We start from the raw sequence: 25,054 nt of genomic DNA on the forward strand, positions 1-25,054 counted from the left end.
TTTACAAGTGGCAATATCATCGCCAATTTCTTCTCATCTACAAACCTGTTTACCTGCAGCTCGTCATTGGCCACACAATCAGCAAGATGGCTCTCTACGGTGCTCAATGCCAGTCCACGTTCTGCAGATATCTCCGCCAGTGATTTGCCGGCAAGATACAATTCCAGAGTACCTCTTCTGCTGCCGCCTGCCTCTCGTTTTTTTCCGGCTTCTCTTTTGCTTTTCATCAGTGGCCGGCGTACGCAGTGAGCATAATCAGGTAATCCTTCATTGAATTTCAGATTCCATAGCTCGCGTCTGCAAAAAGCTGTAATCTGTTCCACATGAAATGTTCCAGACCTGACAATTGCAGCACGTACTTTTTCACTTTCGCGATGCTCTTTACAAGATCCCTTTCTCTTCTGATCGGCTGTATAAATCCTGTATATTTCGTTTGTAAAGTAAGCCACTGCTTTCCCTACACGCTCTTTCAACACACTTGTATTACCATTCTGTAAGACATCTTTCAGCAATGGATCCAGTTGTGCCTGAATTTCAGTCCGACTTCATGCAGCTGTGCTCCCCTCTGTTGTAAACCACGGCTTAATGTGACAGCACTTTCCATCCCGTTCATTTTCTTGTCTCTCAACCACGCGGCATGTTGTTGCAATTCCACCAGCATTTTTCTGCTCCGAATAACTTCAGCAGCTGTTCCGCCCAGAAAACCAATTTCTCTCCATCCAGCAGGAGTTCCAGTTCATCTTCTTTATGGAAACCGGAAGAGAACTCCTGCACCTGCTGATCCGTGCGGATCGCTCCGGATGAATACGTGAATGTAAGACCAGTCCATCCAAAGATGTACAACGGCTCAAAGCCACATAGACCTGTCCGGGGGCAAATGCATTACCTGCGTCTATAATTGCTTTTTCAAAGGTCAGCCCCTGACTTTTATGAATCGTAATGGCCCATGCCAGTCGGATAGGGTATTGTTTGAAGCTACCGAGTTCCTCCTCGTCTACCGTTTCTTCTGTCTTATTCCAGGAGTAACGGATATTCCTCCAGGTCTCCTTTTCCAGTACAATCGTATCTTCTCCACCTGCCAGTTTCACGACGACTTTGTCGTCGGGCAGAATATCTGTCACGGTGCCCAGTTTACCATTAAAATACCGGCGGGGCTCTGCCACATCATTCTTGATAAACATGACCTGTGCACCCAGTTTGATACGCAGATCCATATCTGTAGGCAGCGCTTTATCACTAAAATCGCCGCTGATCTCTCCGGTAAACGTATGCATCTGTCCGGGCATAGCGGCCAGACGTGCATTATTGATCTCATCTGCCCGGCGGTTATGTGTAGTCAGTACGATATATTGTTCATCGTCCCCTGTAAAATGAGGCAGATAACGTTGATTCAGTATTTCCAGATCATCCCAGTCCAGTGTGCTGTTTCGCACGCCATTCAGCAGATTGATGAAAGTGGCCTCATTCTGACGATAGATTTTATTCAATTCGATGAATAAGGGGGCTGACTGGCGCATCACTCTTGCGTGAAAGAAAAATACGCTCTCATAGTAGTCTTTCAGGAACTGCCACTGATCATCCGGCATTACCGGCGGCAGCTGATAGAGGTCTCCGATATACAACACCTGCACACCTCCGAAAGGAAGCAGTGGTTGCCCCCGGAAATGACGGAGAATGGCATCGATAGCGTCCAGTGTATCTGCACGCACCATGCTGACCTCGTCTATAATAAGCAGCTCCATCTCACGCAGGAGCTCTTTTTTATCATGATTAAATCGGATGTTACGGAAAAGCGCATGTGTATCAGTCACCCCGTTGTTCACACCAAAAAGGTGTGCATTCGCGGGCACATAAGGACCAAATGGCAACTGGAAAAACGAGTGCATGGTTACACCTCCTGCATTAATCGCAGCAACGCCTGTAGGCGCTACTACTACAGTATTTTTCGCTGTATGCTCCCGAATGTATTTCAGGAAGGTTGTTTTGCCTGTTCCGGCTTTACCGGTCAGAAATATGTGGCGGTTGGTATGATTGATAAAGTCTGCCGCCAGATGAAACATCGTATTTGTAGTATCCGGTTGTGGCATCTGAAATTTGTAAGATTAAAAAAGCTAAGCGACAAAAATAAGCAAAATTCTCTATGGACGACTAATCACCACTGTCCATTCCGGACCACTTTTGACCTGATGACGTGTCGCAAAATCGCCCATATTCACTGCAAATGATACATTTAGCAGACTATTAAGGTATAAAAGCTCTTTACCTTCCGGAACAGCAGCAAAGGTGTTGGCAAGGGGCATCGTACCGCTATAAACCTGTTCACTTCCTTTACTGATCACTACCTTCAGCAGATCACCCGGCCTGGCCTGCATCTTTGCAAAGGTCTGCTGATCGATATTTGTCCAGATATTACCATACTGTACATCCAGTACCGGAATATTACCCCGCAGTGTACCATCCACATAGACAGGCTGTTGAAAAGAGATGCTTACGACTGAGTCTGCCAGTTTAGGGCCTACCTGTTCAAACGAAATCTTACCGGCAGCTAATTTACCAGCGGTATAAGCATAGACGTCTCTGCCATGAAAGGTATAAGAAGCACCTGAGTTTTTGCGACGGTTTACTGCTTCATCTATCTGCCTGATCCCGGCGATTCCCAGCTGTTTTGCTACCAGAGTAAGCGTGCCATTATCGGGCGTGACAAAGAAATGCCCTGTTTTTGTCTTAAGTACGACAGAACGCCTGTCTGAACCTACGCCGGGATCCACCACGGAAACAAACACCGTTCCGGCCGGCCAGTAAGGAGCAGTCTGTTGCAAACGATAAGCAGCCTCCCAGATATTATAGGCCGGAATTTCATGTGTAAGATCGAACATTGGAATATCGGGTGACAGGCTGTACACCACTCCTTTCATTTCAGCTACGGCTCCATCCTTTAGTCCGAAGTCCGTCTGAAAGACCAGTGCGTGCTTTTGTGCAAAGCAGGAGCAACAGATAATAATCAAACAATGGAAAAGAAAAGTATGTTTCATCAGCGCAAATTAGCAAATTCTGCCACAATATTGGCTGAGCATGCCTGCTCAGATTTGTATGGTATTTGAAGTGATTATAAAAGAATGCTTTAGATTCTTTTTACCACCAATAAATACACAAGATGAAAAACGGTTATCACTTCTACAAAGACTGTATCGAGAGCTGCCTGCGTTGCGCGGCTATCTGTAATCACTGTGCGTCCTCCTGTACTGAGGAAAAAGACGTCACTATGATGGCCCGCTGTATTCAGCTGGATATGGAATGTGCCGCGGTTTGTTACACTACCGCACAATTAATGAGCCTTGGAAGCACAAATGCAGTACAAATTTGTTCAATTTGTGCCGATATTTGCGAAGCATGCGCCGCAGAATGCAGTCAGCACAGCAATAAACATTGTCAGGAATGTGCGGAAAGCTGTAAACAATGTGCGGAAGCCTGCAGAAAAATGCTCGTATCCTAATGGACCAACTTACACAAGTTAAAGACTTCGCCGGACAGGCACATGGTATTCAGCGACGGAAATTTGCTGACGAACCCTATATCAACCATCCCGTAAGAGTAATGGAAATATGCAGAACATATACTTCAGATCTTCCGGTATTGTCAGCAGCACTGTTGCATGACGTACTGGAAGATACTGCTGTTACAAAGGATGAACTATCAGAGTGGCTTCACAAGACCATGTCAGCTCCGGATGCTGACCGTACGCTCAAACTCACCGTTGAACTGACGGATATTTATTCAAAGAAAAATTACCCGCACTGGAACAGGCGCAAACGCAAACAAATGGAAGCAACACGTCTCAGCCAGATAAGTGCCGCGGGGCAGACTATAAAGTATGCTGATATTATTGATAATGCCAACGATATCGCCAGCGCAGACTCAGACTTTATCCCGACCTTTCTACATGAATGCCGTCAGCTGCTGAAAGTAATGGAAAAAGGAAATCCGGAAACCAGACAGCGCGCGGTGGATATTGTCAATAAATACCTTACCGCAGCTGGTAAATAGTAATTGCTGGTACCCATTATCCTACTCATATCGCAAAGCCTCTATCGGATCAAGCCGGGAGGCTTTCTGGGCTGGATAGTACCCAAAAAAGACACCTGTCAGCGCACATACCATGAAGGAAAGTATAATCGAAGACTCTGACACGAGTGTTGGCCAGTGTAAGAAATAGGTGATCAACCACGCTGAAGTAATGCCCAGTACGACACCTATCAAACCACCGGTGATACTGATCATGATTGCCTCAATCAGGAACTGCATGAGTATATCGATCCCTCTCGCTCCGATAGACATACGCAACCCGATTTCCCGGGTACGCTCCGTTACAGATACATACATGATATTCATAATACCGATCCCACCAATGACCAGAGAGATGCCTGCAATGGCAGTCAGCAGGATGGTCAGGAGATTACTGGTAGAACTCAGTGTATTGATTAATTCAGCCATGGTCCTCACCTGAAAGTCATTTTCATCAGCATCTCTCAAACGATGAGATTTCCGCAAAATGGTCTCTATTTCCTTTGTCGCGGCATCTGTAGCGGCCTCACTTATTGCGGAGACGTAAAGCGTCCTGAAATAGATCGTCGCCAGAATACGTTTCTGCACCGTGGTGTAAGGAGCCAGGATCACATCATCCTGATCCTGCCCAAATGAACTCTGTCCCTTGGCGGCCAATATACCGATCACCTGAAAGGGGATGTTATTGAAGCGAATAATCTTACCGACAGGATTTTCTCCATTGGGAAACAGATTGCTGACGACGGTCTGTCCCAGCAGACACACCTTCGCTGAGGCCCGCACATCTTCATCCGTAAATGGCACTCCATCCTGCAAACTCCACTTCCTGATATCCAGATATCCGGGCGCCACTCCCTGTATACTGGTGGGCCAGTTAAAAGCACCGTTGATGGATTGTCCGCTGGAGTTGGCAGCAGGAGAAATCGCACTGATATTAAGCGCTTGTTTCTGAATTGCTTTTACATCTTCTATGGTCAGTGTCTGTACACTCGCCCCTTCGAGCCTGGCGCCTCCGGTTACATTACTGGCCGGCAGAATGGTGATCATATTTGAGCCCATACTGGATAACTGGGACTGTATACTTTCCTTTGAGCCTTGTCCGATAGCCACCATTGCAATTACCGCTGCCACACCGATAATAATACCCAGCATGGTCAGAAACGCCCTCAGCTTATTCCTCTGCAGGGCCTTTAAGGCAATCCGTATCAGGTTTAGAATATTCATAATCAATAATCATCCGCTGGTGGCAATGACGCCAGCGCTTCTTTTGCAGAACGCACATTTTCGTTGACAGTATCTTTTACTACTTTGCCATCACGCAACATCACGGTCCGGCTGCTAAAAGCTGCTATATCCGGTTCATGCGTCACAAACACGATCGTCTTCCCCTGTTCCTTATTCAACTCCTGCATCAATGCCATAATCTCGTAAGAAGTACGGGTATCAAGGTTACCAGTCGCCTCATCAGCCAGTATCATCACGGGTTCATTCACCAGCGCACGCGCAATAGCGACACGTTGTTGCTGTCCACCTGACAACTGGTTAGGCGTATGTCCGAGGCGTTCTCCCAACTTTACAGCTTCCAGCGAGTGTATAGCTTTTTGCCGGCGTTGTTCATGACTGATCTCCATATTATACAGCAATGGCAGTTCTACATTTTCCAGTGCGGAAGTACGGGGCAGCAGGTTATATGCCTGGAAGACAAATCCGATCTTTCTATTCCTTAATCTTGCCAGTTCGTTCCTTGATAGTTGACCGATATTCACACCGTCCAGTAAATAATTTCCTTCAGTTGGTTTATCCAGACAACCCAATATATTCAGCAGGGTAGTTTTACCCGAACCGCTGCTTCCCATGATGGTAACAAACTCTCCTGCAAAAACATCAAACGACACGCCTTTAAGCGCACGAACGACCTCTGTTCCCATCCGGAACTCCCGTTTGATATGCTGTATTTCCAGTATCTTTTTGTTCATCGTCTTCTTCTTTGAGGCATGAAAGGACTGGCTTGTCCGCCACTTCCCGCTGTGCCTTTTTACCACTCAGTTCCTGCATACCTGTGATGACATCTTCATCGGGCGACAAACCAGAGATAACCTCTGCGCGGGTATTATCATTCAATCCGATAACTACTTTTTTCTGTAAAAGTGTATCTCCCTGTCTTACCCATACATAGTTAGACGCCGCTTCTGTTTTGTTCTCCATGCCCGGCATATTTCTCCTGACGGTATCCCTGTTGCCGCCTGTTACCGGTGTTGCACTTTTTCTGCGTTCGCTTGCTGCCGGGGCAACAGTGATCACTTTAAAGTTTCCCGACAACGCAGAATCCGGTTTAAACATCAATGCTTTAGATGGAATCAGCATTACATTGTCTTTTTCAGATGTATAGATCGTCACAGTTGCTGTCATACCGGGCTTTAGTTTCATGCTTTCATTAGACGCACTGATCATGGTCGTATAAGTCACCACATTGGCCGATACGGAGGGACGTAAACGGATCTCCTGCACCTTTCCGGCAAATTCCTCATCGAGGTAAGCATCTACCGTAAAAGATACGCGCTGGCTATCCCGTACATTACCGATATCCGCTTCATCCACACTGGCCTGCACCTGCATTTTGGTGATGTCTTTTGCCAATACGAATAAGGTAGGCGTATTAAAGCTCGCGGCAACCGTCTGACCGACACTCACACTTCTGTTCAGCACAACACCGTCTATAGGAGAATAGATCTCTGTAAAAAACAGATTTCTCTCCGCCGTTCTCAGCGAGGCGGCGGCACTCTCTACACTTGCCTGAGCTGCCTTATTCAGATAGGTTGCGTTATCATAATCAGCCCTGCTGATGGCACCGACTTTATACAGCTGGTCCTGTCTTTTGTATTGTGCCTGCTGGTATATCAGCTGACTTTGCGCATTGGCCAGCGCCCCTCTATTACGGTCTACTTCTGCCTGCAGCAATACCTTGTCCAGTTCTGCCAGCAGCTGCCCTTTCTTCACCGGCTGATTAAAGTCCGTATAGATATATTTGATGATACCGGATACCTGAGTACCCACGGCAACTGTATCTACCGGTTGCACGGTACCTGTAGCAGTCACACTGGTCGATATATGACCATATCTCGGTTTTTGCGTACTGATCACCACCTGATTTTCCTTTTTGCGGAAAAAGAAGTACCAGACGGCAAACACTGCCAGTAGTACTATTATTGTAATGACGATCTTTCTCTTCATTCCTTGTTATTTTATACTATAAATGGACAGGTACGCCCCTGTAGAAATCATATATCCTGATATACAGTGCTGCTGCATATTTAGCCTGAATGTATGATTGCATGGACTGGACATAGAGATTTTTTTGCTGTAACACTTCCACTGTATTTGCCGCACCAATTTTCAGTTGTTCATTGGCAATGCGATAAGCTTCCTGGGTATAGCGCAACTGTTCAACTGCTGCATCATACTGCCCCTGCGCATTCTGCACATTGATATATGCGCGCTCTACTTCCTGTGACAGATTGGTACGTGTATTCTGCAAGGTCAGTTCCGCCTGTCCTACCCCTATCTTTGCTTTCTCTTCATTTACTCTGTTTGCCCGGCGGCTGAAAATTGGCACTGATAAGGTCAGCCCCACCTGCTGATAAAAATTGTTATCCAGCTGGCGTAGAGAAGAGTAGTTATCATTATGCGCATAACTGGTTCCTACACCCGCACCGGCGGTCAATGCCGGCAGATATCCTGCCCGGGCTTTTCTGACATCCAATGTGGCTACCTGCACTCCCAGTTCGCTGCTTTTCACTTCAGGGCGCGTAGCCAGTGCCGTATTCTGTGCATCCAACAGTGGTGTCAATAATGCATTTCCCATCAGCGTATCCGGCTCCACGATCTCAAAGGGAGTAACCGTGGGCAATTGCAATAATTGTTTCAGGACCAGTAAATTTAACCTGTGCGTATTCTCAGCTGTGACAAGTGTATATTTATCATTGGCCAGTTGCGCCTGTAATTGTACAAGATCCTTTAGTGCGACAGCACCAACATCATAAAACTGTTGCTGTTGCTGCACCTGTGCGGAAGATGTAGCTACTACATCTCTGACGTATACAATATTCTCTTTAGCCAGCAGAATATTGAGATATGCCTGTGTAATCTGCAGTGTAATATCATTTTCAACCGTCGCCTGATCCAGTCCGGCAATCTTCACCAGCAGATCTTTCTGCTGGATATCAGTCTTCAGGTATCCTCCATTATACAATGTCACCGAAGAATTCAGCGAACTACTACCGGAAAACCGCACACCTGATTTCAAATCACCGGTGGCCGGATCAACGGTTTTACTCTGTATTAATGAAGGGGAAGCGCTGGCAGAAAGATTGGGCAATACAGCGGCTTTGGATAGCTCCAGATCCTGCTGACTGCTGAGGCGATTCAGCCGGTAACTGTTTAGTGTAATATTATTGGCCTTTGCGTAGTTCAGACAAGCCTGCAAGTCCCATTTCTCAGGCAGCTGCACCTGCAAATTGGAGGTATCCTGTGCATATGTAGGAACTATTCTGAAAATCAATATCCAAAAGAGGAACCGATGTATATAATTGCTGAACATATACTTGCATTTCCGGTAGTCCGGTCTCAGATAAAGCCTAAAAAACGTGCCATAGCGGGCATAAGCGGCTTAAAGATCGCTTAAAATCCATGAGCGTCCGGTTATACCCTATACATGGCATATAACAGCAGAATACCAGAAATAGTTGATGACGGACTAACAAACGACGTAGCTATACGTTGTGTAAACCTCCCCGAAGGAACCTACATATTGAGGAAAACAAGCATCGGTCATCTGCGTGGCTATCCACACCGGTTAACAAAAAAATTATCTCACTTATATCATGTATCCTGCAATACCTCCCGTACGATCTTCTCCGGCGCTACAAGCGGCAGAACGATTGCTCCCATCAGATCATTACGTCCTCTTTCACATAACAATCCCCTTGTACTATTATAGGCAATGCCTATCAGATAGTTCTCCATCTCTGCAGTCAGTGCCACCGGCTTCCTGCCTGCTTTAACATTAGCTGTTCCCGTTTCTGTAAGGAACTCCGTCAGCGTCTCAATATAACCCACCGGGATCATTTGGGTGCCTTTACCGGTTCTGATATATCCTTCCGCTTTTATCACTACAGCGACTTTCTTACTGGCAGCGCTGACTCTTATTATGGCGGCAACCCTCAGTTCACCGCTATAATCTTCTTTTTCCTCTACGGGATTGTATGCTTTATAAGTAATGATCGAAAGAGATTCCAATGTAATGCTGAATACAGACATAAGTTGACAGATATTAATGCTTCTTCAATACAAAAGGCAGGGACATCATGCGTCCTTCCGGAACTTTATACAGAGGACTGTGTACATTCACTTCCTGTATATCCTTTCCGCGAACGATGCTACTGAGTGGTAGCACAGTCGCATACGTTGGCTGTAAATGCCCCGTAACTGGCTTTCTGCGCCCGCCTTTAGGAATTTCTATAACTTTTACGCCCAATGCCAGATTGATTTTTGCGATCGTTTCGAACGTAAAGTTATGGGTACCCCGCATCCATTTGCTGATCTCTGACTCAGACTTGCCTAAGGCAGCAGCCAACTCCCGGTGTGACATGCCTTTCATCTCCAGGATCGCCTCGATACGATCAACGACATCAAGGCTCATTGCAGCTCTTTCCTGCGCATACAACGGAACTGCATTCATTGCATCTTCAAAAATTTTACTCATAAGATTCTCCAATTTTAAATTCTAAATTACCTTCAAATTGTTTGTTAATAATTCTGAGATCGCCAGCTGTTATTCTTTCTGTGATCTGGGTGCTTAAAGCATTCACTAACTCAAAATGAAACAGACAATCTTTACTTTGCTGCACTTTCTGAGTTGTCTTTACACAACCATTTCCAAGAATAACGATATCTCTGCTGATCCTGCTGCAGTAAAGCCTTACATCTCCGGATGTATAAGGCGGCGGTAACGCCTCTGCAGCTCGTTCGTGCCGGAAGTATTTTACTTCCGCGCCTCTGGTCATGCCCATCTCCCTGATGACAGACATGATATTAAGATAGTCCTCGCTGTATGCCGGCTTATTGAATGTGGTCACAAACTTCTCTACTTCACACAGGTCATCTCCATCAATCTGAAATGAATAATAAGTGATCTTATTCATTTCCATTACCGGTCTTATTTTACCAATTAAAAACTTCACTTTCCAGTTAAGTTCAAAAGTACAACAATCATCAGTGTTTTTCAAAAAAATCACTAACATTTTTCTCTTTAACTCCTTGTAAGACATAGCAGTTATGAAATAATAAAGTCACTATGATAATGCATAGATCATTTATCATCCCCCGCCTTCAGGCGGTAATTGATCAAAGTAAATATTCAGGGGAGAAAACTGTGCTCAGAAAAAGATATTGCAATAACGTTACTACAGATCTGAGACGAATGAAGTCAGTTAACAAAGCATTCTACAACCAATTTACACATTTTTTTAAAGCAAAAATATTTCTTCCTTTTTTCTCAAAATTTTATTCCTTCTATTTACCTGCTATATACCAAAAAGCCCGCTACTGTCATACAGTGCGGGCCCTCCGGCGTTTTAAAACCAATAGATAATTATTTATAAGGTATCGTAATTACATTCAGAGAATTCGCTCCTGCTGTAATCGCAACACTATTTTTTGCCGCTTTGATCTGCGCCGTAACAGGCATTACGACAGATGGTGCATCCAGTGTATTAAAGTCAGTTTTATGCTTCGCAGTCAGCGCCTCCTGTGTAACTGTACCCTGAGCAGCTACAGCACCTTCCAGCGCCACTTTATACGACACAACCTTATCCGTGGTATTCACCACCTTCAGCAAGATCTTACGGGATTGTTTGTCTATCGTTGCGCTGGCATAAACACCATCCTGCCCTGTTAATACCTGATTGCCGGACGTCACTGTTATTGTATGCGTACCTCTGTTATTAGAGAAAAGACGCTGTACATAATAATTCGGTGTTCCTACTGAACGCAAATTATCAAACCATATCAGATCCGGTCTCCATTGCCACGCATCCACATGCGCGAGCAAAGGCGCGTAAGAAGCCATCTGTACAAGATCTGCATTTCTCTCCAGTCCCGTCATAAACGCGGCCTCTGCCAACGCACTCTCCCACGTATTTCTTCCTTCTGCCGTATCTGTCTCTTTTTTACCCTGCGGCACTTTAACATGTGCAGCATATTCTCCTGCAAAGATCTTCGGTCCTTTCCGCTCATATTTATCATAACGGGCGCTGTTCTTCAGAAACCATTCCGGCGGCATATAATAATGTTCATCTACGAAATCCGCCTTTGAAGATTTCAGCTTAGACCACAGATAATCAAATCGCTCACCACTGGAAAAAGGCCCCACACTGGATACCAGCTTTATCTCAGGATGCTTCGTCTTCAGCACCTCTTCAAAACGCTGATAACGGGCGATATACTGACTATCCCACTGCTCATTGCCCACGCCCATCAACTTCAGATTAAATGGCGCTGGATGCCCCATTTCAGCTCTAAGTTGTCCCCACTTCGTAGTCGTACTGCCGTTTGCAAACTCAATCAGGTCCAGCGCGTCTTGTATATAAGTCTCCACGTCTTCATCTGCTGCGACCTCTCCCGTATTGAACTGACAGGCCATCCCGCAGTTGAGGATCGGTAATGGCTCCGCACCTATATCCTCAGATAACTGGAAATATTCATAAAAGCCCAGTCCATAGCTCTGAAAATAATCGCCGGGTGCACGATGTGCAAACTCTGTATTCCAACGGTTTACGATCAGCGTACGATCCTCTACATTACCAACCGTTTTCTTCCATTGATATCTGTTGGCCAGATCCCTTCCTTCAACAATACAACCACCGGGAAATCTTACAAATCCGGGACGCAGGTCAGCCAGCAATTGTACAAGGTCATTGCGCAAACCTCCGGGACGCTGTTTCCAGGTATCCTGCGGGAACAATGACACCATATCTATATCAAGTGCGCCCGTACCGGAAAATAACAATTGTGCGCCCCCTTTAGCCACTGTACGCTCAGCAGTCACCGTAGCCGTATATTTCTTCCAGTCCTTATCTCCTGCTGAGACCGTGGCCTCGCCTATCGGCGCCCCCTTCTCATCTGTCAGTACCAGTTTTCCACTCACCTTACCCGCCGTGCTGCGTGCCAGAAAGGAAAAATTATATGACAAACCTTTTTTGAAGCCCATCCCACGAAATCCCTCATTAGATAGTCCGTAACTGCCTTTGTCCGCAGTTACTGTAATATGTGCATACCTGGGGTTAGCCGCGTGCCCGGTCTCCCGGTTTACGACCAATATCGTCCCACTCCCCTCTTTCTTCACTTCCTTCCACCCCATCATAGGCTCTGTAAACTCAAAAGAGCGGTTTTTTACTAATTCTGCATAGATACCGCCGTCTGCGGAAAAGTTGATGTCCTCAAAAAAGATCCCCCACATTGTAGGTGCCACCTCCGACTGCGGACCGTTTACTTTTAATGTCATCGTCTGAGAAAAGGACGCAGACCCGCTCATCAGAAGAAATGCTGTGGCGACAAAGTTGATTATTCGTTTCATAACGGGATTTGTTACAACAATATACATTCTAAAATCAATATCTGCAACAATTATAAGCACTTTTTGTGTTAAAATGACATTTATTTATAGTACTACGGGAATCAGACATGTATATGATCATATATAAAGAGCGCTCCCTATCATAAACAGCCAGGTCGTTGCACCCTCTTCTTCACAATAATTAAAGTGCTGCCTCCCGTATCGTAACAAAATGTTAAGACGTTCAGTGTATACTTTCCTGTATAGATAAATTGTGAAAGCGTATACCCGGTATTGTTACTTCATGTCCACATTATGAAATATTTGCAGACTTACTTTTTCCAGTAAAGTTTAATAAGCAACACAAAACTACTCAAACAAGAAATTTACACAATAACCTAATAATCAATGAAATAAAAAGAAGTAAAATCACTTTAACATTTCCTTACAGTATTCTTGCAAGATTTTGGTTGAAATGTATTCAACCATCTTTTATTGAGATCTTTATTTTTTAACCAGTTAAATTGAAAAACCATGAAAAAGCAATTATTGAGATTTGGCCTCATGGCTGGCCTGGGAGCATTCGTAATGACACAGACTAACGCAGTAAATGCGATGACATCAAAGGCAGACACTGCAAACTTCGTACTCGACACAGCGAATTTTGTAAGCGACACTGCTAATTTTGCTCCGGACACCGCCAATTTTGCAATGGACACAGCCAACTTCAAATTTGACACAGCCAACTTCAAGATGGACACGGCTAATATCAAAATGGATACGGCTAACTTCAAAGCAGACACGGCCAATTTCTCACCAGACACAGCCAACTTCAAAATGGACACGGCTAACTTTAAGTACGACACAGCGAACTTCAGGTTAGACACCGCTAATTTTGTAAGTGACACGGCTGCCTTTGGCAAGGACACTGTCAGCTTTTCAAAAGACACTGCATTCTTCAAAGACACTACCAACTTCGCTTTTAAAGCAGATACAGTAGCGTTCAGAACTGCAGACACAGTAGCGATTAAAGCAGACACTGCTACTACCAAAGACACTATCAGTTTCGCCGCGAAACTGGATTCAGCAACCGCAGTAAATGATATTGCCGCTGCTAAACGCGACACAGCAGTAATTAAGAAAGATACTGCTGCTGCAACACCGGCTGATACTTCCGCTGCGAAGAAATCAAAAGCCGTTAAAGTGAACAAAAAGTAATTACAGGTCTAAAGAAAAAGGGCTTCCGGAATCCGGAAGCCCTTTTTTATTGCAACAACTTTTCTCAGATTAGAAATGATAACTGGCTTTCAGACCAAAGAAACCACTGGTTCCGTCTTTAAACCACATCTCATATTTTCCTTCCACATCCAGGCCCAGTACACGAATACCAATACCCGGAGCAAAGATGGCCGCAGTACCTTTGTACGCATCTGCATCGCCACCTACAAATGTAGCACTACCACCTTCAGCCTTTACATACAATAACGGAAAACCGAATTTGTATTTCAGACCAACTCTTACCGGCAGCGCCTTAATGGATTCCGCTTTTACACTAACCCGGTTGCCCTCTACATCAAAGATATCGTAGCTTTTACCAGAGAAATACATGAAACCGGCAGAGCCAGTCACACCAAATCCTGCGATCAGCTTAATATCAGCATTCAAACCACCACCAAAACCAGAGTTGTGCGTGTCCTTAAAATCACCAACAGGGGTGCCGATTTCAGCATAAGGACCAATACTGAAACCTTTTAACTGTGCCTTGGCTTTACCAGCAAACATACAGGTAGCTGCCATGAAAAGCCCAGCGGTGTACAAGGTCTTTAACATAGAGGATATTTTAAAATTTCCACAAATGTAAGTAATTCAAACTAAACCAAACAAACCCGATTCCTGCTATTGCGGCTTCACCTTAAAAACAGTGTCCGTACGCAGGCTGTCAGATGGAGCTTTCTGCAACGCTCCCGCAGCCGGAGATTTTGTGGCCGGTTTGGTATCTCCCCCAGACTCAGCTGCCTGATTGGGTGTGCCTATCGGATAGCCCATTTTTTCCAGATCCTGACGCTCCTTTTTGCTGAAAAGATACTGGGGGTTCTTCTCCTTTTTTAATCCTTCTTCAAAACGATATTCTGCTCCCATTCTGGGAGCAGGATCATAACCACGATTGGTTCTACAAGCGGTAAAAGTGAAAATACCTGCCAGCCCACAAAATGCAATTGCCCTGCTGGCAGGTTGTTTAAATGATTTCCAGGTGGAGTTTAACATATTTCCTGGGTTTACTGTCCGGTTAAATAACGTTACCATAAAGCAATTATTATACCGTTAATACATTCTCCGTAAAATTCAATTGCTGTTCGTTACATAACCTTATTGTACCGCTATTACACCTTCACCAGTCCGTTCATGAACGTACAAATAACGAAGCGACAACGGTATAATGAAGTTCCAACGGAAGCAACAATCCCTCGCCTGTTCCCTGATATCTTACGTTGTTATCACATGTCTTATGTAACACTCACCTTTATATAGCTGCATAAAAATACCGGACTGATGATGATCAGTCCGGTAAAACACTAAAAGATTATATATCTGTGCCTACAATTGTGTTGCCTTAAAACCCGCCTTCTCTACAGCACTGATAATCGCTGCTGCGGCTACAGCATCAGTGGATACTGTCAATATTTTTTCAGGTGCTGCCGTATCTACCTTCCAGGTATTTTCACCTGCTGTTTCATTCAGAAATGGTGTTACTGTCGCTATACAGCCGCCGCATTTGATATTTGTTTTAAACTGTTGTTCCATATTTATATTATTAAATTTTTGACCATTTTAATCGCAGACTGTTACTCACAACTGACACGGAACTAAGTGCCATGGCAGCTCCCGCTATCATCGGGTTGAGCAGGAATCCGTTTACGGGGAATAAAACACCCGCCGCCAACGGAATACCAATGATGTTATAAATAAACGCCCAGAAAAGATTCTGGCGGATCGTGTGTACTGTTTTACGGGACAATTGCAGTGCCTTTGGAATGACATTCAGGTCGGAAGTGATCAACGTCATTTTCGCCACATCCATCGCAATATCCGTTCCCTTGCCCATCGCAATACTGACATCGGCCTGTGCCAATGCGTGGCTGTCATTAATACCGTCTCCAGCCATTGCCACCACTTTCCCCTGCTCCTGTAATGACTGCACAAAAGCCGCTTTTTCTGCTGGTAAAACACCCGCTTTATAATGCGTTATACCTGCTTGTCCGGCTACTGCCGCAGCAGTATGTTCGTTGTCACCGGTAAGCATATATACCGTAATACCTCGCTGCTGCAATGCTTTTACCGCAGCAGCCGAAGTCGCCTTTATTTTATCTTCTATAGCAATAATGGCTAATATTTCTCCATCTCCGGCAAAAGCGATCACAGTCCTTGCCGCAGACTGCCACTCTGCTATCTTCTTCAACAAAACATCATCTGCCTGAATCCCGTTTGCTGCTAATAAAGCAAGGTTTCCGGCCAGATATTGAACACCCTGATAACGGGCCTGTATCCCTTTTCCACTGATGCTTTCCACTGCTGTGAATGATGCGCCGGGTAATGATACAACACCCCTGCCCTGCAGTTCCTTTACGATAGCTGCTGCCAGCGGATGCTCAGATTGTTGTTCTATCGTAAGCAATATGCGCTGCAGTTCTTCCGGCTCATCTGATGCAGACAACCAGTAACTGTCTGTCACCATAGGTTTTCCTTCCGTAATAGTACCTGTTTTATCCAGTACCAGCGCATTCACCTTATGTGCCAGTTCCAGACTTTCTGCATCTCTGATCAGCATATTATTCTCAGCGCCTTTACCAACCCCTACCATGATCGCTGTCGGTGTTGCCAATCCCAGCGCACAGGGACAAGCAATCACCAGCACAGTAACCGCCGAAAGCAATCCATGTGTAAATGCATTCTCTCCTCCTGCCAGCATCCAGATCCCGAAAGTCAATATCGCAATACCAATGACCACCGGCACAAAAATACCGGCGATTTTATCGACCAATTGCTGTACAGGGGCTTTACTTCCCTGTGCCTCTCTCACCATCCGGATGATCTGTGCCAATACGGTATCAGCGCCTACTTTTTCAGCTTTGAAATGAAAACTACCCTGCTGATTGATCGTACCTGCAAATACTGCTGTTCCCTTCTCTTTCAATACAGGCACCGGTTCACCGGTAATCATACTTTCATCCACCCAGGAACTGCCGCTTTGTACCTGTCCGTCAACCGGTATACGTGCACCCGGTTTTACCAGTAACAGATCACCTGCCTGCACCTCACTTAATGGTATTTCCTTCGTCTCCGCACCATTGTTTACTACAATAAATGCCGTAGCAGGCTGCAATCCCATCAGCTTTTTCAGGGCAGCAGATGTATTTGATTTTGCCTTCTCTTCCAGCAACCTTCCCAATGATATAAACGCTACTACCACCGCCGCCGCTTCAAAATACACATGCGCATGCAATCCACGGGCATGCCAGTATTCCGGATATACAGTGTTAAACACACTGAATATCCACGCAATACCCGTACTCAATGCCACCAATGTATCCATATTGGCTTTACGGTGACGTGCCTGTTTCCACGCATTCAGAAAGAACTGCCGTCCCAGATAAAAAATAACAGGTGTTGATAACACCAGCATAATCCAGTTGGCATATGGTATATCCATAAAGAACATACCAATCAGCACTACCGGCGCCGACAATATCAATGAGGCGATCGTTCTCTTTTTTAATGAATTATAATGATCCAGCTGTGCCTGTTCCTGTACCTGTTCACGGTTATGCGTATCTATAACAAGATCATAGCCAATACCCCGGATCACATTCCGTAATCCTTCAGGAGTAACATTATCACTATCATACGTAACGCGGGCTGTCTGATCGGCATAGTTTACCGAAGCATCCGTCACGCCGGGTACAGATTGCAGCATAGAGGCGACGCTGACAGCACAGGCTGCGCAACTCATCTCCAATACAGGAAAAGTTTCTTTTGTTATATGTCCGGTTGTTGTAGCCATTGTCCAAACTTTTCACAAAGCTACTACCGGGTAAGAGAAGGATTGTTATAGAATGATGGGGAATATGTATATAATTATGAGCAGCGCCCCTCACACTTTATCGAGGGGCTTTCTGTCATTATGCTTTAATTGTCTGTAGCCTGTCGGCGTCAGACCGGTGATCTTCTTAAACTGCTGGGAAAGATGTTGTACACTGCTATATCCCATACTATCAGCTATTTCACTGAGATTCATCTCATCATAGTGCAGGAGTTCTTTTACCCGCTCTATACGTTGTAAGATGACATATTTCTCTATTGTCAAGCCTTCCGTTGACGAAAACAAAGTTGAAAGATAATGATAATCAACGTCGAGTGTCTCCTGCAATACAACGGACAATTTAGTATTCAACATCTCATTGTCATTGCCGTGGATCAGCCGTATGATCGTCGTTTTTATTTTCTCTATCAGCGCGTCTTTCTTATCATCCAGCACCTCAAAACCAAGTGCATGCAATTGCTGTCCAAGTGCCTCCAGCTTCTCTTCTGACGGTGCCTGTGTCATCTCCACATCTCCCAGCTGAATACGTGAATAAGGTATCTCCAGTTTATCTAATTCCTGCTGTACTACCAGAATACAGCGATTACAAACCATATTTTTTATAAACAGATGCATGAATCCTATTTGAAAGAACAAAGGTAGCTGAAAAATAAAACTATTTTTATTTCTGCTATCTTAGAGCACGGGACATTAATAAAAATTCGATATTTAATCCGCTACCTTTGAAAATTTAACGCTGTTATTGTTGCTGATATGTACTTTTTCAGCAGCAGCGCAACACCCACTATCCAGGGGACGCCGTACAAGCCAATACGATTACCTGTATCAACTCACTGATAAAGAAGCCGTGGAGATCGTAAAAGACGGTCAGAAAAAGATAAGTTCTGCCTGTCTGCATACACTGAGAGATTCTGTACTACACGACTCCCCTCTTCCTGCAAACCTTCCTGCCGGCAATTACCTCCGGGTGTTCGCAAAGGATGATCGCCTCTATACCGCTTTCACAGCCGTCAATAACGTAGCCGTAAAATTCGGTATGAATGGACGGGATCTGATTGTGATATTGCATGATCAACACGGCGCATTGATAAAAGATGCGGAAGCCCGCATAGGCAAAAGTAAACTATCATATGACGCGCAAACACAAACATGGCGCAAGGATAAATATAATAAAGAAGAGCTCTTACAGATCTCTTACAAAGGTGTGTTAAACTGTATTCCTTTAACCCGTGGCAACAATGGCTACTCCGGAAGAAAGCACCAGACCATTATTCAGCGCCTGAAATACAAAATCCTGCGTAAGAGATCCCGACACAACCTCTTAAAAGATTACACCTACAGATATGGCAGCTATATCGTATTCAGTAAACCGGTCTATAAACCCGGTGATACAGTAAAAGTTAAAGCTTTCTGAGCAACAAAAAAGGACTTGCGCTCAATAAAAAATGCTGATAAGGCTTACGGATGAGAGCTTAAGTGTGGACACTATATTAGCTACGCTGGCTCCTGCAACACCGGGTAACTACCATTATCAGTTTGTACTGTCCCCCGAACTGATTAAAGATCTGGACCTCTCACTGGACGACACCTACATCATCTCATTTGAAACGACTAAAGCCGTAAATACGACCTCAGGAACTATGATGGCGATCTTTCAGATGAAGCATATGCTGAAAAACGTACGGTCTTACTGCAGGGAAGTTTCGAATTCGAAGAATACGAACTACAACAACTTACCTTTTCCGCCAGAACAGATAAATTCACTCATAGAACAGGTGCCCCACTCTCTGTATATCTCAGCGCAAAAGATGAAAATGAGCTGCCGGTGATGGATGGGAAAATCCAGCTGCGTGCAAAAGTAACCGGCATAACAAAAATCTATGAAAACACAGCCATTGCTGATACACTATGGCAATACACCGGCACTCTGGATATATCAGGAGAAACGAAAGTCACACTTCCCGATAGTATATTTCCAAAGGCAGATCTGACATACTTCATAGACTGTATATTCACAAACAGCAACAACGAACAGAAAAGAACCAGACTTTCGGCAACATACCTGTATAATAATACCCACGTTGATTTCCGCGCCAGTCACGATACCTTATACATTACATATCCTCCGGAAAAAAGAGTCCCGGCAATGTGTTGATCGCCGCACTCAATCAGCAGAACGATACCATTGAAAAATACTACAGGCAACTGCCCTCTGCAATAAAGATGTCTCCTTTTTCAGATCACTATACTGTCACCAGCGGAAATACTACTGATCAATACACCGTTGACGACTTCCTGCCGGGAATCCTGTTGCTCAACAGCTGGCAACAGGATTCCGCACGATTACATGTGCAAAACCCTTTAAAACTACCATTTTGGTATAGCATACTAAATGGGAAAAAAGTAATTGAACGCGGATACAATGATGCTCTTCACTGGCAAGGCAGTACAAAACATAACAAACAGTATGTCGTATATGTTAATTATATATGGGCTAACAAAATAAATGAGAAAGTGGCGGAATTGCTGGATCCGGGCGGAAAACTGCATGTCGAAGTAACAACACCCCGCACTGTTTACCCCGGACAAACAGCTGATATCAACATCAATGTTACTGACAAGTATCAGCAACCTGTTGCCGGTGTTGATGTAACTGCATTCGGATATACCAGCAAATTTCCGGAAAAGCAAAATATTATATCAGCGCCTTCGCACGACAATCTAAAAAAGGACATATTACCCCTTAATAGACAGCTTCCCGCATGCCATGCACCCATCCTCTTCCCTCCAGCTGGACTGGGCTGCTTACAGGTATAAAATGGGACTGGACAGTTTGCCGTTTTTCCGGTTCACACACCCGGATAGCGCTTTTATATTTACAGAGCCGACCCCGGACAGTGTCACACAGATAGCACCTTATGTATTTGCAAAAGGAAGCATACAGCGTGCAGAAATAGTCTATATAGACGGATTCCGGTCTATTATACCCGTTCATTCCCTTCACGTCCTTATAGCTTTGCAGTAACGCCGGCAAACATAGTGTCCGGATACGCACCCACTATCAATCTATCAGCTTTGAAATGATTGCACAAAAGGGCGTAAAACATTCATAAGCATAGATACCGCTATTCGTCAGCCAGGGTATACGGTGCAATATGCGCCCTATTTCCTGACGCCGCAGGAGCTCTCTACACTTGACAGATACATGTTGCGGTTGAAAAATACATTCGCCAATATGAACATGTATACCTTCTTCAGGGCGGACAATTCTATGGAGTGAATAATATAGAAGAGGATCCGGATATGGCCAATCAGTCTTGTTAATAGGCCCTCTTACAAAAGATGCAGCCACATTGGTTTAAAAAAACCATTTCAGACAACCATTTAATCCTGAATCCGGATACCTCTTTGAAATCAGTGAAGGATTGATAAAAGAAAAAGAGCAAAACAATAACCTCTCCGAGGTATACAGCAATGCATCTTCTGACACAAGCTTATCATCATTGGCGCTGACGAAAACTGGTGGACAGCCTGATAAGAAAACGTCAGGATGAAATGCTCTCTGTATACAGCAAACAATTTTCGAATCCCGGCTATCGTTTATCTAATAGTCATATCCAGATCAGTCTGGGAAACAACGAGCAGACACTGGCCAACAGCATACAACAGTTCCTCTTCTTCAGATATGACAGCGCTTTAACAGTCCGTGCTTTCCGCGCAGACAAACGACTGTTTCCTGATATGTTGTCCGGATACTATAAATTAATAATACTCCTCAATGATAACAGGTATATACTACAGGATAGTCTGTTCCTGAAAACCGGCTACTTCCACTGTTATTTATTTGACACCTTACATATCCATGCTGCTGATAGTCTCAGTAGAAGGCTCGACAGCATCATCAGACAATCACTGGATATGCGCAGTAAAGGACCGCATGACATCGGACAACGTATCATGCAATCCCGGACACCAATCGATAGTAAAAGTGTAGTAACAGTTACCGGTACAGTAATGGATGATAACCTCGAACCATTTATTCAGGCAATGGTAAGAATATATGGCAGCAATATCACTACCTGCACGGATGAAAACGGACACTTCAGTTTACGGGTCCCTAAAAATGAAACTATTGACATCAGTTATATAGGGTATTCAACGGAGCAGATAACTGTGAATGGCAACAACAATTATGTCATTATATTGAAGCCATGAAACACAAGATGGGGGAAGTGGCCGTAACAGCTCTGGGCATAAAAAGAGAACGAAAACCACTGGATATGCTGTAAGTACAATTACTTCCGAACCAATACAGAGCTCGCATTACGACAATTTTTCAGCCGCATTATATGGTAAGCAGCCGGTGTGAAAATTACAACCAGACCTTCATCATCCCCTGATCATGTAATAGAAATGACCGGGGATAAGGCTCCGGGGATTCCGGGAGCAGATATAAGCGAATGCCTGAAGGTGTACCAGCCTATAGTCTGCGTACAAACTTCAGAGATGATGCCTTCTGGCAGCCCTCATTGCTCACAGATGCAACGGCAATGCATCTTTTAAAGTGACATACCCCGATGATATCACTAAATGGGACGCATTTGCGATCGCGATGTCAGGCAGGAAGCAATCAGGCATGGAACAACTGTCTATCCGATCTTTCAAAACATTAAGTGCTACACTGGCTATCCCGGCTTTTGCTGTCAATGGTGATGCCATACTTGCGATAGGGAAAGCACTGAACTATGCATCAGATAGTGGTACCGTTAGCCGCTCCTTCTTTGTAAATAATAAGCTCCTCAAACGCGCCAGCGCCAATCTGAAAAATGCCATCATTGATTCTGCAGATGTAGTGGTCAATACCACAGATAGTATCCAATTCAGGTATACCATCGAAAAAGAAGGTTATATGGACGGAGAAGAGCGGAAAACACCTGTCATAGAAAGAGGTACAGAAGAAACGACGGGGACCTTTGCTACACTGCGAAATGATACCGCTTTTACATATTCCCCGGTTTATCATTCACCGCTTATTGTCCATGCATCATCAGCTATACTACCAGTATGACAGATGAAATTGAACAGGTGGAAAATTATAAATACCTCTGCAATGAACAGCTGGCTTCTAAACTGAAAGCCTTCCTGCTGGAAGAAAAGATCGCTACTTATCTCCATAAGGATTTCTCAAAAAAGAAGGATATCAGACGCATTATCGACAAATTAAACCAACAGAAAAAATCAGAGGTATGGGGTTGGTGGAAAGATGCCCCTGCATCACTCTGGATCACCAGCCATGTTACAGAAGCAATGATCATGGCAGCAGCACAAGGCTACAAAACGAATTTCAACAAGGAGGCCGTCATTAACTACCTTACCATGGAATTGACCGCACGTAGCTGTAAAGACAGCATCGGCTACATGCAGGTATTATCACAACTGAATGCTCCCATCGACTATAAATCCAATATTGACAGCCTTATTGCAAGATCGGGTAAAAGCGGGTATGACACGATCAGACTGGCGTTATTACAGCAACAGACAGGTCTTACTGTTGATCTGTCCACGCTACTTTCCCGTCAGCAGCAGACTGTGTACGGCAACACATTCTGGGGAAAAGATACACTCCATCTATTCAATAACAGTATCCAGTCTACCTACAGATGTATAAGATACTTCGTAAGGCAGGGGGACAAGAAGCACTGTTACAAAGCATAAGAGGGTACTTCCTTGAACAACGTAAAGCCGGTTACTGGCGGAATACTTATGAATCAGCGCAGATACTGGAAACTATCCTGCCCGATATCCTGCAGGAAGAAGCACAATCAGCCGCAACAATTCACATTAATGGCAGGAAGATTACACAGTTCCCTTATACAGATACGCTGACTGCAGATAATATCGTTATCAGCAAACAAGGTAAAACGCCTGTCTATTTCACGGCTTATCAGCAGTTCATTAATCACGCACCGGAAAAGATCAGCGGTTTGTTTGATGTAAGCTCTGTATTCTCTGATAGTAACACGGCAATAGCGACACTGGAAGCAGGCAAACCGGTTACGTTGACAGTGACTGTCAATGCGAAAAAAACGGCTGACTATGTACTCGTGGAAATACCGATCCCTGCCGGCTGCTCCTATGCAGATAAATCTCAACAATGGCGTAACAATGAAGTACATCGGGAACACTTCAAAGAAAAGGTCAGTATTTTCTGTACACAGCTGACAGCAGGTAAACATACTTTTACAATTTCCCTGCTACCCCGCTATACAGGAAGATACTACCTCAACCCCGCCAAAGCGGAAATGCAATATTTCCCGGTATTTATGGGAAGAGAGGCTTTGAAACAAGTTTATATTCACTAATTTTAGCGATTATGAAAAATCATTCATACTTTTTATTAGCGTTGCTGCTGACCGCTTGTGTAGAAAACAAACAACATGAGCAGCAGGCCGACAGCACAGTACAGGAAGTAGAAAAACCTGCCAAAACAAAACCTGCACCTGCCACAGCTCCGGAGGGAAAAAAGCCAACTCCTGAAAAGATCATCCGGGAAAGGGCAGCCGGCACCGTTACACTGCTGGATGAGGTCAATGGTAAACCAATGGCACAGGTAAATGATAACGTAGAACTGGAAGCAGGTATTCCTGCCAAAGGCTGGTCAGCTACCCTCGTCACAACAGAACTGACTGATGCTCAACAGGAAGGACAGGTACTGAAAAAAGGATCCCCGATCATCGCAAATGGTAAAACCGTAGGAAAGGTGCTACAGGACGTTGTCATTGAAATGACCTTCAAAACGATAAAGGTGTGAATACCGGCGTATTCCATGCCGCTGTACAGCAAAATAAACTGAAACAGTCCACCATTATTGAAAATGCACTGGCTACTTACATGCAGGAGCATCCGGAGAAAACAAAAGCGGGTATGGAATCTTTTATTCAGCAATTCCAGCTGGAAGCAATGGATAACAACAAGCCATATATAGAATACTACAACTACGAAAGCGCGGCAGACGATCCGTCTCCGGGTTTCCGGACCGTATTGGTATTCCATAAGGATAAGCTGATCGGTGTTGTCGATTCAAGAAAGTTAAAACTGGAAGGTGTTAAATACACAGCACTTGATCGTGGATATCACGGATACTTCTTTACAGAGACTGATGAAAAGCTGAAACAGGCATACATTAAAAAGTTTAACTTCTTTGTGAACAATGCAGACTGATTCAATCAGAAATCAGGCTTAAAATAAAAGGAGTTTCAATTATTGAAACTCCTTTTATTTTA

Annotated in this window: 30 protein-coding genes; 13 read left to right on the forward strand and 17 right to left on the reverse strand. The window is 44.5% G+C overall.

Annotation, left to right across the window (positions count from 1 at the left end; genetic code table 11):
* The 4 genes from FEF09_RS31720 to FEF09_RS22015 all read right to left on the reverse strand — a co-directional run.
* Window positions 1-512, reverse strand: a 512-nt coding sequence (locus FEF09_RS31720) for a helix-turn-helix domain-containing protein (RefSeq protein WP_222597069.1), incomplete at its 3' end; no start/stop codon positions are given.
* Entirely contained in the window at window positions 506-661 is a 156-nt protein-coding gene (locus FEF09_RS30880; protein ID WP_186774458.1) for a hypothetical protein, read from the reverse strand. The genes FEF09_RS30880 and FEF09_RS31720, both read right to left, overlap by 7 nt.
* Before the next feature lie 19 nt (window positions 662-680).
* On the reverse strand, window positions 681-2,087 hold the full coding sequence (locus tag FEF09_RS34540; protein ID WP_146307104.1) for an ATP-dependent RecD-like DNA helicase: 1,407 nt from the start codon (window positions 2,085-2,087) through the stop codon (window positions 681-683).
* A gap of 51 nt (window positions 2,088-2,138) precedes the next feature.
* On the reverse strand, window positions 2,139-3,032 hold the full coding sequence (locus FEF09_RS22015) for an S-adenosyl-l-methionine hydroxide adenosyltransferase family protein (protein ID WP_146307105.1): 894 nt from the start codon (window positions 3,030-3,032) through the stop codon (window positions 2,139-2,141).
* 296 nt (window positions 3,033-3,328) lie between these two features.
* Between FEF09_RS22015 and FEF09_RS34905 the strand changes: the two genes are divergently transcribed.
* Window positions 3,329-3,493, forward strand: coding sequence for a four-helix bundle copper-binding protein (locus FEF09_RS34905; protein ID WP_409994874.1), 165 nt, complete (start codon window positions 3,329-3,331; stop codon window positions 3,491-3,493).
* Complete coding sequence (locus FEF09_RS22025) at window positions 3,493-4,044, forward strand: HD domain-containing protein (RefSeq protein ID WP_146307107.1); 552 nt, start codon at window positions 3,493-3,495, stop codon at window positions 4,042-4,044. Before FEF09_RS34905 ends, FEF09_RS22025 begins: the two co-directional genes overlap by 1 nt.
* A 21-nt stretch (window positions 4,045-4,065) precedes the next feature.
* Here FEF09_RS22025 and FEF09_RS22030 read toward each other — a convergent pair whose 3' ends face one another.
* The 8 genes from FEF09_RS22030 to FEF09_RS22065 form a co-directional block, all read right to left on the reverse strand.
* Window positions 4,066-5,286, reverse strand: coding sequence for an ABC transporter permease (locus FEF09_RS22030; RefSeq protein ID WP_146307108.1), 1,221 nt, complete (start codon window positions 5,284-5,286; stop codon window positions 4,066-4,068).
* 2 nt (window positions 5,287-5,288) lie between these two features.
* Window positions 5,289-6,038 carry an ABC transporter ATP-binding protein gene (locus FEF09_RS22035; protein ID WP_146307109.1) on the reverse strand — a complete coding sequence of 250 codons (750 nt, stop codon included), beginning with the start codon at window positions 6,036-6,038 and terminating at the stop codon, window positions 5,289-5,291.
* On the reverse strand, window positions 5,962-7,293 hold the full coding sequence (locus FEF09_RS22040; protein WP_146307110.1) for an efflux RND transporter periplasmic adaptor subunit: 1,332 nt from the start codon (window positions 7,291-7,293) through the stop codon (window positions 5,962-5,964). The genes FEF09_RS22035 and FEF09_RS22040 overlap by 77 nt, the downstream gene beginning before the upstream one ends.
* A gap of 16 nt (window positions 7,294-7,309) precedes the next feature.
* Window positions 7,310-8,659, reverse strand: a complete 1,350-nt coding sequence (locus FEF09_RS22045) for a TolC family protein (protein ID WP_146307111.1) — start codon at window positions 8,657-8,659, stop codon at window positions 7,310-7,312.
* A gap of 281 nt (window positions 8,660-8,940) precedes the next feature.
* Window positions 8,941-9,378 (reverse strand): hypothetical protein, encoded by a 438-nt coding sequence (locus FEF09_RS22050; RefSeq protein ID WP_146307112.1) that lies wholly within the window; start codon window positions 9,376-9,378, stop codon window positions 8,941-8,943.
* Window positions 9,379-9,391: 13 nt separating this feature from the next.
* The gene (locus tag FEF09_RS33435; RefSeq protein WP_261387663.1) at window positions 9,392-9,823 is read right to left on the reverse strand and encodes a multiprotein-bridging factor 1 family protein; all 432 of its coding nucleotides are present in this window, start codon (window positions 9,821-9,823) and stop codon (window positions 9,392-9,394) included.
* Window positions 9,816-10,388 (reverse strand): hypothetical protein, encoded by a 573-nt coding sequence (locus tag FEF09_RS22060; protein ID WP_146307113.1) that lies wholly within the window; start codon window positions 10,386-10,388, stop codon window positions 9,816-9,818. The genes FEF09_RS33435 and FEF09_RS22060 overlap by 8 nt, the downstream gene beginning before the upstream one ends.
* A 323-nt stretch (window positions 10,389-10,711) precedes the next feature.
* A complete protein-coding gene (locus tag FEF09_RS22065; RefSeq protein ID WP_146307114.1) occupies window positions 10,712-12,694 on the reverse strand; it encodes an alpha-L-arabinofuranosidase C-terminal domain-containing protein in 1,983 nt (660 codons plus the stop codon).
* A 513-nt stretch (window positions 12,695-13,207) separates the two neighbouring features.
* Between FEF09_RS22065 and FEF09_RS31730 the strand changes: the two genes are divergently transcribed.
* A complete protein-coding gene (locus tag FEF09_RS31730; protein ID WP_222597070.1) occupies window positions 13,208-13,891 on the forward strand; it encodes a hypothetical protein in 684 nt (227 codons plus the stop codon).
* A 69-nt stretch (window positions 13,892-13,960) separates the two neighbouring features.
* Here the strand turns inward: FEF09_RS31730 and FEF09_RS22075 are convergent, their stop codons facing one another.
* From FEF09_RS22075 to FEF09_RS22095, 5 genes are all read right to left on the reverse strand, one after another.
* Entirely contained in the window at window positions 13,961-14,503 is a 543-nt protein-coding gene (locus tag FEF09_RS22075; RefSeq protein WP_146307115.1) for a hypothetical protein, read from the reverse strand.
* Between the two features lie 66 nt (window positions 14,504-14,569).
* Complete coding sequence (locus tag FEF09_RS22080) at window positions 14,570-14,938, reverse strand: hypothetical protein (protein ID WP_146307116.1); 369 nt, start codon at window positions 14,936-14,938, stop codon at window positions 14,570-14,572.
* A 330-nt stretch (window positions 14,939-15,268) separates the two neighbouring features.
* A complete protein-coding gene (locus FEF09_RS22085) occupies window positions 15,269-15,475 on the reverse strand; it encodes a heavy metal transport/detoxification protein (RefSeq protein ID WP_146307117.1) in 207 nt (68 codons plus the stop codon).
* 10 nt (window positions 15,476-15,485) lie between these two features.
* The gene (locus FEF09_RS22090; protein WP_146307118.1) at window positions 15,486-17,732 is read right to left on the reverse strand and encodes a heavy metal translocating P-type ATPase; all 2,247 of its coding nucleotides are present in this window, start codon (window positions 17,730-17,732) and stop codon (window positions 15,486-15,488) included.
* Between the two features lie 90 nt (window positions 17,733-17,822).
* A complete protein-coding gene (locus FEF09_RS22095) occupies window positions 17,823-18,386 on the reverse strand; it encodes a helix-turn-helix domain-containing protein (protein ID WP_146307119.1) in 564 nt (187 codons plus the stop codon).
* A gap of 130 nt (window positions 18,387-18,516) precedes the next feature.
* Here FEF09_RS22095 and FEF09_RS22100 point away from each other — a divergent pair, with 130 nt between their 5' ends.
* The 10 genes from FEF09_RS22100 to FEF09_RS22145 all read left to right on the forward strand — a co-directional run bounded on the left by FEF09_RS22100 (window position 18,517) and on the right by FEF09_RS22145 (window position 24,992).
* Window positions 18,517-19,185, forward strand: a complete 669-nt coding sequence (locus tag FEF09_RS22100; RefSeq protein WP_146307120.1) for a hypothetical protein — start codon at window positions 18,517-18,519, stop codon at window positions 19,183-19,185.
* A gap of 64 nt (window positions 19,186-19,249) precedes the next feature.
* Entirely contained in the window at window positions 19,250-19,600 is a 351-nt protein-coding gene (locus FEF09_RS22105; RefSeq protein WP_146307121.1) for a hypothetical protein, read from the forward strand.
* A complete protein-coding gene (locus FEF09_RS22110; RefSeq protein WP_146307122.1) occupies window positions 19,597-19,926 on the forward strand; it encodes a hypothetical protein in 330 nt (109 codons plus the stop codon). The genes FEF09_RS22105 and FEF09_RS22110 overlap by 4 nt, the downstream gene beginning before the upstream one ends.
* On the forward strand, window positions 19,920-20,588 hold the full coding sequence (locus tag FEF09_RS22115) for a hypothetical protein (protein ID WP_146307123.1): 669 nt from the start codon (window positions 19,920-19,922) through the stop codon (window positions 20,586-20,588). The genes FEF09_RS22110 and FEF09_RS22115 overlap by 7 nt, the downstream gene beginning before the upstream one ends.
* A 705-nt stretch (window positions 20,589-21,293) precedes the next feature.
* Window positions 21,294-21,986: a carboxypeptidase-like regulatory domain-containing protein gene (locus FEF09_RS22120; protein WP_146307124.1), complete on the forward strand. Its 693-nt coding sequence runs from the start codon at window positions 21,294-21,296 to the stop codon at window positions 21,984-21,986.
* 313 nt (window positions 21,987-22,299) lie between these two features.
* Window positions 22,300-22,839 carry an alpha-2-macroglobulin family protein gene (locus FEF09_RS22125; protein ID WP_261387671.1) on the forward strand — a complete coding sequence of 180 codons (540 nt, stop codon included), beginning with the start codon at window positions 22,300-22,302 and terminating at the stop codon, window positions 22,837-22,839.
* On the forward strand, window positions 22,836-23,486 hold the full coding sequence (locus tag FEF09_RS22130; protein ID WP_146307126.1) for a hypothetical protein: 651 nt from the start codon (window positions 22,836-22,838) through the stop codon (window positions 23,484-23,486). Before FEF09_RS22125 ends, FEF09_RS22130 begins: the two co-directional genes overlap by 4 nt.
* Window positions 23,432-24,133, forward strand: a complete 702-nt coding sequence (locus tag FEF09_RS22135; protein WP_146307127.1) for a hypothetical protein — start codon at window positions 23,432-23,434, stop codon at window positions 24,131-24,133. The genes FEF09_RS22130 and FEF09_RS22135 overlap by 55 nt, the downstream gene beginning before the upstream one ends.
* 11 nt (window positions 24,134-24,144) lie before the next feature.
* The gene (locus FEF09_RS22140) at window positions 24,145-24,582 is read left to right on the forward strand and encodes a hypothetical protein (protein WP_146307128.1); all 438 of its coding nucleotides are present in this window, start codon (window positions 24,145-24,147) and stop codon (window positions 24,580-24,582) included.
* Window positions 24,579-24,992 carry a hypothetical protein gene (locus FEF09_RS22145; RefSeq protein WP_146307129.1) on the forward strand — a complete coding sequence of 138 codons (414 nt, stop codon included), beginning with the start codon at window positions 24,579-24,581 and terminating at the stop codon, window positions 24,990-24,992. Before FEF09_RS22140 ends, FEF09_RS22145 begins: the two co-directional genes overlap by 4 nt.
* Window positions 24,993-25,054: the final 62 nt, after the last annotated feature.

This window comes from Chitinophaga pinensis (assembly GCF_007896845.1).
In the GTDB taxonomy this organism is placed as follows: Bacteria; Bacteroidota; Bacteroidia; order Chitinophagales; family Chitinophagaceae; genus Chitinophaga; species Chitinophaga pinensis_C.

Coding starts and splice junctions, on each gene's coding strand:
- FEF09_RS30880 (WP_186774458.1), bottom strand. CDS start 661: ATGCTGGTGGAATTGCAACAACATGCCGCGTGGTTGAGAGACAAGAAA.
- FEF09_RS34540 (WP_146307104.1), bottom strand. CDS start 2,087: ATGCCACAACCGGATACTACAAATACGATGTTTCATCTGGCGGCAGAC.
- FEF09_RS22015 (WP_146307105.1), bottom strand. CDS start 3,032: ATGAAACATACTTTTCTTTTCCATTGTTTGATTATTATCTGTTGCTCC.
- FEF09_RS34905 (WP_409994874.1), top strand. CDS start 3,329: ATGAGCCTTGGAAGCACAAATGCAGTACAAATTTGTTCAATTTGTGCC.
- FEF09_RS22025 (WP_146307107.1), top strand. CDS start 3,493: ATGGACCAACTTACACAAGTTAAAGACTTCGCCGGACAGGCACATGGT.
- FEF09_RS22030 (WP_146307108.1), bottom strand. CDS start 5,286: ATGAATATTCTAAACCTGATACGGATTGCCTTAAAGGCCCTGCAGAGG.
- FEF09_RS22035 (WP_146307109.1), bottom strand. CDS start 6,038: ATGAACAAAAAGATACTGGAAATACAGCATATCAAACGGGAGTTCCGG.
- FEF09_RS22040 (WP_146307110.1), bottom strand. CDS start 7,293: ATGAAGAGAAAGATCGTCATTACAATAATAGTACTACTGGCAGTGTTT.
- FEF09_RS22045 (WP_146307111.1), bottom strand. CDS start 8,659: ATGTTCAGCAATTATATACATCGGTTCCTCTTTTGGATATTGATTTTC.
- FEF09_RS22050 (WP_146307112.1), bottom strand. CDS start 9,378: ATGTCTGTATTCAGCATTACATTGGAATCTCTTTCGATCATTACTTAT.
- FEF09_RS33435 (WP_261387663.1), bottom strand. CDS start 9,823: ATGAGTAAAATTTTTGAAGATGCAATGAATGCAGTTCCGTTGTATGCG.
- FEF09_RS22060 (WP_146307113.1), bottom strand. CDS start 10,388: ATGTCTTACAAGGAGTTAAAGAGAAAAATGTTAGTGATTTTTTTGAAA.
- FEF09_RS22065 (WP_146307114.1), bottom strand. CDS start 12,694: ATGAAACGAATAATCAACTTTGTCGCCACAGCATTTCTTCTGATGAGC.
- FEF09_RS31730 (WP_222597070.1), top strand. CDS start 13,208: ATGAAAAAGCAATTATTGAGATTTGGCCTCATGGCTGGCCTGGGAGCA.
- FEF09_RS22075 (WP_146307115.1), bottom strand. CDS start 14,503: ATGTTAAAGACCTTGTACACCGCTGGGCTTTTCATGGCAGCTACCTGT.
- FEF09_RS22080 (WP_146307116.1), bottom strand. CDS start 14,938: ATGTTAAACTCCACCTGGAAATCATTTAAACAACCTGCCAGCAGGGCA.
- FEF09_RS22085 (WP_146307117.1), bottom strand. CDS start 15,475: ATGGAACAACAGTTTAAAACAAATATCAAATGCGGCGGCTGTATAGCG.
- FEF09_RS22090 (WP_146307118.1), bottom strand. CDS start 17,732: ATGGCTACAACAACCGGACATATAACAAAAGAAACTTTTCCTGTATTG.
- FEF09_RS22095 (WP_146307119.1), bottom strand. CDS start 18,386: ATGCATCTGTTTATAAAAAATATGGTTTGTAATCGCTGTATTCTGGTA.
- FEF09_RS22130 (WP_146307126.1), top strand. CDS start 22,836: ATGACAGATGAAATTGAACAGGTGGAAAATTATAAATACCTCTGCAAT.
- FEF09_RS22135 (WP_146307127.1), top strand. CDS start 23,432: ATGTATAAGATACTTCGTAAGGCAGGGGGACAAGAAGCACTGTTACAA.
- FEF09_RS22140 (WP_146307128.1), top strand. CDS start 24,145: ATGAAAAATCATTCATACTTTTTATTAGCGTTGCTGCTGACCGCTTGT.